This is a genomic window from Shimia sp. (genome assembly GCF_041624275.1).
In the GTDB taxonomy this organism is placed as follows: Bacteria; Pseudomonadota; Alphaproteobacteria; order Rhodobacterales; family Rhodobacteraceae; genus Shimia.
Genome location: NZ_JBFJVE010000136.1, coordinates 1 through 8,795, shown reverse-complemented (window position 1 = coordinate 8,795; position 8,795 = coordinate 1). Strand labels below are relative to the sequence as shown.

At 71.6% G+C, this 8,795-nt stretch carries 7 protein-coding genes and 1 pseudogene; 4 read left to right on the top strand and 4 right to left on the bottom strand.

Features of this window, described 5'->3' with window-relative positions; all coding sequences use genetic code 11:
- A partial coding sequence (locus tag ABZD10_RS11040; protein WP_372886501.1) for a hypothetical protein occupies positions 1 to 426 on the top strand: 426 nt, incomplete at its 5' end.
- Here the strand turns inward: ABZD10_RS11040 and ABZD10_RS11035 are convergent.
- Positions 405 to 1,313 (bottom strand): glycosyltransferase family 2 protein, encoded by a 909-nt coding sequence (locus ABZD10_RS11035; protein ID WP_372886500.1) that lies wholly within the window; start codon positions 1,311 to 1,313, stop codon positions 405 to 407. The two genes, ABZD10_RS11040 and ABZD10_RS11035, sit on opposite strands and share 22 nt — an antisense overlap.
- A 50-nt stretch (positions 1,314 to 1,363) precedes the next feature.
- Positions 1,364 to 2,470 carry a hypothetical protein gene (locus tag ABZD10_RS11030; protein ID WP_372886499.1) on the bottom strand — a complete coding sequence of 369 codons (1,107 nt, stop codon included), beginning with the start codon at positions 2,468 to 2,470 and terminating at the stop codon, positions 1,364 to 1,366.
- A gap of 152 nt (positions 2,471 to 2,622) precedes the next feature.
- Between ABZD10_RS11030 and ABZD10_RS11025 the strand changes: the two genes are divergently transcribed.
- The 3 genes from ABZD10_RS11025 (at position 2,623) to ABZD10_RS11015 (ending at position 6,043) form a co-directional block, all read left to right on the top strand.
- A complete protein-coding gene (locus ABZD10_RS11025) occupies positions 2,623 to 3,756 on the top strand; it encodes a 50S ribosomal protein L11 methyltransferase (protein WP_372886497.1) in 1,134 nt (377 codons plus the stop codon).
- Positions 3,757 to 3,813: 57 nt separating this feature from the next.
- Positions 3,814 to 4,755 (top strand): GNAT family N-acetyltransferase, encoded by a 942-nt coding sequence (locus tag ABZD10_RS11020; protein ID WP_372886495.1) that lies wholly within the window; start codon positions 3,814 to 3,816, stop codon positions 4,753 to 4,755.
- A 166-nt stretch (positions 4,756 to 4,921) separates the two neighbouring features.
- Positions 4,922 to 6,043, top strand: coding sequence for a DegT/DnrJ/EryC1/StrS family aminotransferase (locus ABZD10_RS11015; RefSeq protein ID WP_372886493.1), 1,122 nt, complete (start codon positions 4,922 to 4,924; stop codon positions 6,041 to 6,043).
- A 7-nt stretch (positions 6,044 to 6,050) separates the two neighbouring features.
- Here ABZD10_RS11015 and ABZD10_RS11010 read toward each other — a convergent pair whose 3' ends face one another.
- Positions 6,051 to 7,949: a polysaccharide biosynthesis protein gene (locus ABZD10_RS11010; RefSeq protein WP_372886492.1), complete on the bottom strand. Its 1,899-nt coding sequence runs from the start codon at positions 7,947 to 7,949 to the stop codon at positions 6,051 to 6,053.
- Positions 7,950 to 8,257: 308 nt separating this feature from the next.
- A pseudogene (locus ABZD10_RS11005) lies at positions 8,258 to 8,795 on the bottom strand (hypothetical protein); the annotation flags it as partial.

Genomic DNA, 8,795 nt, shown 5'->3' with positions numbered 1-8,795 from the left:
GCCGGCGCGGCGCCGCTCTTTGACGCCGCGACCCTGGGGCGCTGGTTCGCGGCCGAGGCCTCGGTGGCCTTCGGGGCCGAGGTCGCGGGCCGCATCGAGGCCGCCCATCTGGGCTGGATCAGGGGCCAGCGGGCCGAGCTGCACCTGGCCGGCTCGAGCCCGTCCGGGCGGCCCCTGCAGGGCTGGCTGATCCTGCAGGCCTGCGCCGCGCTGCGCCGGCGCGGCGTGCGTTTCGTCAATATCGGCGGCTATGGCCGGCCCGGGGACGGGCTGCACCGGATGAAGCTGCGTTTCAATATCGACGCCCACCCGCTGCGGGCGCTGCACCAGGTCTACCGCCCGGCGCTGTTCGACCGCCTGTGCCAGGCGGCCGGGGCCGACCGCGGGGCGGCCTATTTCCCGCCCTACCGCGCCGGCGCCGCCTGATCGCTCAGCAGATCGGCCGCCGAACGCACCACGCCGCCGGCCCGCAGCCGGTCCAGCTCGGCCCGGTCGATGCGGTTGCGCGCCATCTCGGCGGCGATGCCGCCGGGGCCCGAGACACTGTCCAGCCAGCGCCGCCAGTGCCAGGCCGAGCCTTCGTCCCAGCTGTCGCCGCTGGCCGCCACCACGGCGGCAATATTGGCCACCTTGCGGGCAAAGCGGGCCGCGGTCGAAAAGGGCACATGGGCGATCACCAGATCCGCCGGCCGGGTCTCGCGCAGGGTCACCCCGGCGGCGGCGACCGCCCGGTGGCCGCCATCGCCGGCGCCGGCGACCCGCTGCGGGCGCACCATGATCTTGCCGATCGGCACCGAGGCGATCCAGGCCGCCTCGCTGTCCTCCCGAAGCCGCATGTAGCGGGCCCGCACATCCTCGTCCGGCGCATAGAGCAGCACCTGGTGATAGGCGGCCGGCGAGACCGGCAGGGGCAGGGCCGGACCATCCTCGAGCAAGGGCACGTTGTAGCGGGCGACATTCAGCACATCGGCCTCGGCCAGCGCCAGGCAGTCGCGCAGCCGGCCGGTCGCCGGCAGCCAGAATTCATCGGCATCGCAGAACAGCAGCCAATCGGCCCCCGCCGCCCGCGCCCGCGCCAGCGCCTCTTCGCCGATACGGCGGTCGGTCTCGGGGTCGCGGTCGTCATAGGGCATCAGCTCGATGCCTTCGCCGCCGGCCTCGGCCACCAGCGCCTCCAGCACCTCGGCGGTGCCGTCGCGCGAGCCGCCGTCGCTGGCGATGATATGGTCGACACCGATGCGGCGCAGGTGGTCGATGGCGTCGCGCACCAGCTCGATCTCGTCCTTCATGCCGATGAGGGCGGCGATTTTCATGGCAAGGGTCTTTCGCGGAAAGGGTTTTTCAAAAGGGCGTTATCGCCCATTCACCGGCAGGCCGCCAGAAAAATCTCGGCCACGGTCTCCATCTCGGCCGGCCCGTAGCGGTGGTCGCAGGGCAGGGTGATCAGGCCCGCGGCCCGGGCGTGATCGGCGGCAAAGGCCGCCGGCGCCGGGATCGCGCGCCAATGGACGGCGGCAAAGATCCCGGCCCCGTGCAGATGCGCCAGCACCGTGTCGCGCCGCGCCGCCGGGACCTGCACCGCAAACCCCGAGGGGGCCCATGCCGGCGCCGGATCGGGGCGCAGCGCATGATCGCCCAGCAGCCGGCCCAGATGGGCATGGTTGCGCTTGCGCGCGGCGCTCATCGGCGCCGGGTCGAGCCGGGCCAGCAGGTCGCGGGCCAGCCGGCTCATCGGCGCCGCGCCGATCCGGTGGCTGGCCTCGGCGGCGCGGTGCAGCCCGTGCCAGGCGGCATTGTCGCGCGGCGCCGCCCGGCGCGCCTCGAGCGGCGCCAGCCGGGTCCGCCAGCCGGGCCCGTCGTCGGCCCGCAGGCCCATGTCGGGGTGAATCTCCGGCGCCATGGCCCTTGCCCGCCCGCTCACCGCCACCAGAATACCGCCCTCGGGCACCCCGACCAGCTTGCGCGGCGAATAGAGCCGCCAGTCGCCCCAGGCGGGGGCGCCGGTGTCCAGCGCCTGGGCACAGTCCTCGACGAAGGTGACCCCGGGGTGGGCGGCGACGAATTGGCGCCAGCCCGGCCCCGGGGCGCGGCCGAACATATTGACCGCCAGCAGCAGATCGCCGGGGGCGAGGGCGCCGTCGAGCATCGCGATCTCGGGCTCGAGATCATCGCCGAGGGCAAAGAAGCGCCGCGCCGGCGGCGGCGCCGCCGCCACCAGTTCGGCGCAGAGATAGCCCGGCAGCCAGACCCGCTGCGGGCGCAGCCGCGCCACCAGCGCCGCCAGCGCCGAGGTCGCATTGACCCAGGCCGGGGCGGCGCCGGCCTGCCAATGGGTCAGCAGATCGGCCGCAGGGGCGCCGGGCCCGGGCCGCTCGAGCTCGAGAAAGCCGCCGATCGGGGCGGCAGGAGGGCCGGGAAGGGGGCGGCTGCGGATCATGGCGCCAAGGTAGAAGCGGGCGCGGCGAAGCACAAGAATGCGCCGCGCCCGTCCCCCCTGCCCCTTCCCGTCCCCCCGTCCCCATCCCCTGCCCTGCCCCGAATGGGGGGCGCGGCAATGCGCAAGTTGCGACAGGGCCGGGGCTCTGCTAGTGCCGATAGAGGATCAGGCGAAAGAGGTGCCCCATGGGAAACGCGCCGGAAGACAGCCCCAGGCTGGGCCTCAGCGACCGCGGCCGGGCGCTGCTGGCGCAATTGCGGGTGCCCTGCGATGCCGCCGCCCTCGAAAAGGCCGGGCTGGGCCCGGCGCTGCAGGCGGCGCTGCTCGATCAGGGCCTGCTGCAGCTCCAGGACGACACCCGCCAGCCGATCGAATACCAGGAGGCCTTCGGCGGCTGGAAAAGCCAGCGCGGCATGCTCGTCGACCATGCCCGCACCGCCGGCTACCAGAAGGCCATCCATGCGGTGGTCAAACCCGGCGACCGGGTGGTCGATGTCGGCACCGGATCGGGCGTGCTGGCGATGTTCGCCGCCCAGGCCGGGGCGGGCGAGGTGCACGGGCTCGAGCTGACCGAGATGGCGGACTGGGCCGAGCGGCTGGCGCGGGCCAACGGGCTCGGGGCGGTGAAGATCGTCAAGGGCGATGCCGGGCGCTTCGAGATGGCCGGCCAGGCAGATGTCATCATCGGCGAATATTTCGGCATGACCTTCTTCGACGAATGGCGCCATTACCGCGCCTTCGTCGATGTCCGCGACCGGCTGCTGCGCAAGGGCGGCACCGTGGTGCCGCGCGCCGGGCGCTTCCTGCTGTCGACGGTCGACAGCCAGAAACTCTACCGCGAGCGCGGCTACGGCTTTTACGAGGTGCCCAGCTACGGGCTCGATTTCTCGGTCGTGCGCGCCGCCGAGGTGGCGGCGCCGCGGCGCTATATCCTCTCGGCCGACAGCAACACGCTGACCGCCACCGAGACCATCGCCAGTTTCGATTTCCTGACCTCGGACCGCGAGGCCTTCTTCTTCACCGCCGAGACCGAGTTCGCCTATGACGCCGACGGCAGTTTCCACGGTTTCCTGGCCCATTTCGACCTCGACATGGCACCCGGGCAGACCCTCGGCACCGGGCCGCGCCACCGCGAGACCTGCTGGCACCACAGCTACCTGCCGCTGCCCAAACGGCTGATGCGGGCCGGCGAGATGCTGCGCCTGCGCAGCCGCAGCTTCATCGATGCCGACAGCGACGCCTTCTGCCTCGGGCTCACCGTCGCCGGGCCGGGCGAGACCCTCGAGGGCGCGCCGGAACATGTCTTCCGGCTGGAATAGAGCCGCATGGCGGGTCGCACGGAAGGCAATACGGGCAGCAATACGGGGGGCGCGCGCATGGCAGGGCAAGCCCGGGGCTATCGCAGCCCGGCCTATCTGGCGGCCCTCGCCGGTCTCGGGCGGCCGGTGACGCTGGCCGGGGGCGCGGCGGCGCTGATCGCGCGGCCGATCCCGGGCAGCGCAAGGGCGGACCTGATGGGCCCCTACCCTTTCCTGAGCAGCGACGACTGGCCCGCCCTGCTCGCGGCGCTGGCCGAGGACAGGACCGAGGACGGGGGCGATTATGTCACCCTCGGCTTCGTCACCGACCCGTTCTGCCCGCTGCCGCTGGACGCTTTCGCGCGCCGTTTCGACATCGCCCGGGTGCTGAATGATCAATATATCGTCGATCTCGCGGCCCCCCCCGCGCCGTCGCGCCACCACCGCCGGCAATTGCGCCGGCCGCGGCCGGGGCTGACCCTGGCGCTGCGGGCGCCGACCGCCGCCGATGCCGCCGCCTTTGCCGATCTCTACGCCAGCCTGGTGGCGCGCAAGGCGATCCGCGATTTCCGCGCCTTCGACCGCGCCAGCCTGATCGCCCAGGCGCAGGTGCCGGGGGCGCTGATCGTCGAGGCCCGGATCGGCGGGCGGCTGGCCGGCATCGACCTCTACTATGTCGACGGGCCCCGGGCCCATGCGCATCTGTCGGCCTATGACGCCCTCGGCTACGGGATGGCGGTCTCCTACCCGATGATGGAGTTCGCGATCCGGGCGCTGGCGGCCCATGCCCGGGTGCTGAACCTCGGCGGCGCCCCGGCCACCGGCGGCGCCGGCATCGGCCACTTCAAGCGCGGCTGGACCGGCAGCACCCGGCCAAGCTTTTTCTGCGGCCGGGTGCTGGACCCTGCCGCCTATGCCCGGCTCGCCGGCGCCGCCTTTGCCCCCGGGGGCCATTTCCCGGCCTATCGCAGCGGCGAATTCGCCGCCTCCCCCCCGCTGACCGCCCCAGAACGCCCCTGAACAGCCCGCCCCGGCGGCGATTTCCGCTTGTGCGGTGATTTGTTGCCAGATAACATCATTCCGCAGGGAGTTCTTTTCCGCAAGCAACTGATATAACTGTATTTTTTCACGCCGGACCGGGGCCGCCCGCGCCCGCCCCTGCAACCCCGCAAGCTGTTCAGCCCCGATGACCGCCCCGCCACCCAAGACCGCCCCGCCCCCCGTCAATCGCCCGCTGCTGCCATCGGCGGCGCAGATCGCGCCCTATCTGGAGCGGATCGACGCCAGCCGCTGGTACACCAACCGCGGCCCGCTGCTGGTCGAGCTGGAACAGCGGCTCTGCGCCCTCGCCGGCCTGCCCGAACAGGCGCTGACCCTCACCGCCTCGGGCACCGCGGCGCTGGAGGCGGCGATCCTGGCCACTGCCGGGCCGGCGAGCGCGGCGCGGCCGCATGCGCTGATCCCCTCCTATACCTTTCCCGCCACCGCCCTCGCCGCCGAACGCTGCGGCTACCGGCCCTGGTTCGTCGATGTCGACCCGGCCACCATGGCCGTCGACCCCCGGGCCCTGGCCCGCCATCCGCAGCTGGCGCGCTGCGGGGTGATCCTGCCGGTCGCCGCCTATGGCATGCGCCCCGATCTCGCCGCCTACGAACGGCTGCGGGCCGAGACCGGCATTGCCGTGGTGGTCGATGCCGCGGCCGCCTTCGAACAGGTGCTTGCCCATCGCCTGATCTCCGAACAGGTGCCGCTGGCGCTCAGCTTCCATGCCACCAAGAGCTTTTCCACCGGCGAGGGCGGGGCGGTGCTCTGGGGCGCCGCCGAGGGCTATGCCGAGATCTCGCGGATCATCAATTTCGGTTTTCTCGAGGGCCGCGAGACCCGCAGCCCGGGGCTGAACGGCAAGCTCAGCGACTACCATGCCGCCGTCGGCCTGGCGATGCTCGATATCTGGCCCGAACGCCAGGCGGCCCAGGCCGGGGTCGCGGCGCTCTACCGCCGCAGCGCCGCCGACTGCGGCCTCGACGGGGCGCTGCTGCTGACCCCCGAGGTCAGCTCGGCCTATGCGCTGCTGCGCTGCCGCGACGCGAGCCAGGCCGCGGGCGTCACCGAACGCCTGACGCGCCGGGGCATGGACTGGCGGCGCTGGTACGAGGGCGGGGTGCACCGGATGCGCCATTTCGCCGCCCTGCCGCGCGATGCCCTGCCCGGCACCGAGGAACTGGCGGCGACCCTGATCGGGCTGCCGACGGCGATCGACCTCAGCCGCGACGCCCTCGACCCGGTGCTGCGGGCGGCGGCGGGCTGACCCGGTCTCAGCCGACCCAGCCGGGCGGCAGCGGCGCCGGCGCGCCCAGCGGCGGCGGCGGCCCGTAGCCCTCGACCACCCGCGCCGCCACGGCGCGCGCGGCATCGGCATCGCCGGCCTCGATCGCCTGGCGCAGCGCCCTGAGGCTGGCCGCCACCTCGATCTCGGAAATGCAGCCCTCGCGCGCCGACAGGATCTTGGGGTGGCGCGTCGCCTGATGCGCCCCCGAGATCAACAGCTCCTCGTGCAGTTTCTCGCCGGGGCGCAGCCCGGTGACGACGATCTCGATATCGCCCTCGGGATGGGCCGCGTCGCGCACCGAATAGCCCGAGCCCTCGATCACCTGGCGCACCAGGGTGTGGATCGCCACCGGCTGGCCCATGTCGAGCACGAAGACCTCGCCGCCGGCGGCGAAGGAGCCGGCATAGAGCACCAGCCGCACCGCCTCTTCGGTGGTCATGAAATAGCGCGTCGCCTCGGCATGGGTCAGCGTCACCGGCCCGCCGCGCGAGATCTGCTCGAGGAACAGCGGCAGCACCGAGCCCGAGGAGCCCAGCACATTGCCAAAGCGCACCATGGTGAACACCGTCGTCTGCGAGCGGCTGGCAAGGTCCTGCACCACCTGTTCGGCGAGCCGCTTGGAGGCGCCCATGACATTGGTCGGGCGCACCGCCTTGTCGGAAGAGACCAGGATGAAGCGCTCGACCCCGGCCTCGCCGGATTCGCGGGCCAGCACATGGGTGCCGAGCACGTTGTTGGACAGGCCGGCCAGCGGGTTGTCCTCGACCAGCGGCACATGTTTGTAGGCCGCGGCATGGAACACCACCTGCACCGCGTGGCGGCGCAGGACGCGGGCCACCTTGGCGCCATCCTGCACCGAGCCCAGCACCGGCACGATCTCGACCTCCTGCTGATCGAGCAGCTGGCGCAGCTCCATGTCGATGGTGTAGAGCGCCAGCTCGCTCTGTTCGAACAGCACCAGCCGGCGCGGCCGGCAGGCGAGGATCTGGCGGCACAGTTCCGAGCCGATCGACCCGCCGGCGCCGCTGATCAGCACCGAGCGCCCGGCATAGTGGTCGCTGCCGCCGGTGACCTCGCCGTCAAGCCGGCTGCGGCCGAGGAACTGGGCCGGGGCCGGCGGGGCGAGCTTATCGACCAATGTGTCCTCGCCGATCAGCTGGGCAAAGGAGGGCAGCACCTGGACCTCGACCCCGAGCCTGGCCAGATCGCGCGAGATCCGCGCCTGCTTGGGGCGGCTCAGCGAGGGGATCGCCAAGAGCACCCGGCGGATCTCCTTGTCGCGCACCAGTTCGGCCATGCGCTGCGGCGCGTGGACCGGCAGCCCGGCGACGGTCAGCCCCTGCAACACCCGGTTGTCGTCGACGAAGGCCAGCGGCAGGATGGTCTCATGCGAGTTCAGCGCCAGCGCCAGCTGGCGGCCGGTATTGCCGGCGCCGTAGATCAGCACCCGGCAGCGGGCCTGGTCGCGCTGGTAAAGCCGGGTCAGCACCCGCAGCATCGCCAGCCGCATCAGCGCCGAGAACAGGAAGAACAGCAGCCCGAAGAGCACGAAGAAGCCCAGCGGGATCCCGGCCCCGGTCAGCTGCGACAGCGCCAGCCCCAGCGCCGCCAGATAGGCGGCACAGATCCCGGTCTTGCCGAGCGAGGACATCTGATAGGCGATCAGGCGGATATGCGGGATGCCCAGCGACCATGAAATCGCCCCGGCGGCGATCACCAAGAGCGGCAGGATCGGCAGGATCGCCCCCAGCGGGCCCGACAGCGACAGGCTGTTTTCCTGAATCGCCAGCGTCAGGAGCACCGCCACCGGCACGATCAGCACATCAATCGTCAGAAGGATCAGACGTTTCTGCGTCTGCGTCAGCGCTTTGACAATACTCAGCATCCCCAGGTCCGTCCCAAATCAATATCCGTGCCACAGGGTGGCCCCGGCCAGCCTGCAAATGCCCTCAATCAAACCCGCCAAATGGGCGGCAATCGCATTTCTTCTGCTAGAATTCCACCGAACATTAGACAAAGCGGGGGCGCAAAACAAGCGTGGCGATGCGGCGGCATCCAGGGCGCCTTGCCGCCTTGCGCAGCCTTCGCGGCAGCGGCGTCGACAGCGGCAAAAGTTTCGCGCGCGAAACATTTGCCCCAACCACGTCCCCGCCGCCGGCCCAACAGGCATGTCGGCCCCGCGCGCGGCGCGGCCTATCCCTGGCGGCGGATCCAGTCCTGCAGGCGGGCAACGAACTCGGGCGTCACCCGGTCGCCGTCAAGCACCACCCGGCCCCGCCCCGAGGACAGGGCGATCCCCGGCACCAGCTCGGGGCGGGGCGGTTTGGAAACAGGCTCGGCAGGGCGCTTCAGAGCCTGATTGAGGATCCGCGCCTCGGCCTCGGGGCTCTCGGGCGGGCGGGCCTCGAGGGCGGCGCGCACACGGGCGGCAAAGCCCGCATCCTCGCTCAGCGCCCTTGACAGCATCAGCCCCAGCTTCTCGGGCACATGGGTCGGAAAGCGCAGCAGATCGCCCAGCTCGCGCACCAGCGGAATGAAGGATTTGATCTTCGAACGCTTGGCGGCGCGGGCGGTGGAAAACAGGGACTGCAGCGCCTGTTTCTCACTGTCGTAGACCCGCTGATCGACCGCCTGCACGACGATCCGCGCGCGTTCGAAAAACGACAGGCCGAGCCGGATCTCGTTTTCCTCGACCATCGCCACATAGGCCTCGGCACTGGTCTCGGGGCGG

What these genes read in the sequence shown, in the direction of transcription:
- ABZD10_RS11020 (WP_372886495.1), top strand. Translation starts at nt 3,814, where the DNA reads ATGGCAGGGCAAGCCCGGGGCTATCGCAGCCCGGCCTATCTGGCGGCC.
- ABZD10_RS11015 (WP_372886493.1), top strand. Translation starts at nt 4,922, where the DNA reads ATGACCGCCCCGCCACCCAAGACCGCCCCGCCCCCCGTCAATCGCCCG.
- ABZD10_RS11025 (WP_372886497.1), top strand. Translation starts at nt 2,623, where the DNA reads ATGGGAAACGCGCCGGAAGACAGCCCCAGGCTGGGCCTCAGCGACCGC.
- ABZD10_RS11010 (WP_372886492.1), bottom strand. Translation starts at nt 7,949, where the DNA reads ATGCTGAGTATTGTCAAAGCGCTGACGCAGACGCAGAAACGTCTGATC.
- ABZD10_RS11035 (WP_372886500.1), bottom strand. Translation starts at nt 1,313, where the DNA reads ATGAAAATCGCCGCCCTCATCGGCATGAAGGACGAGATCGAGCTGGTG.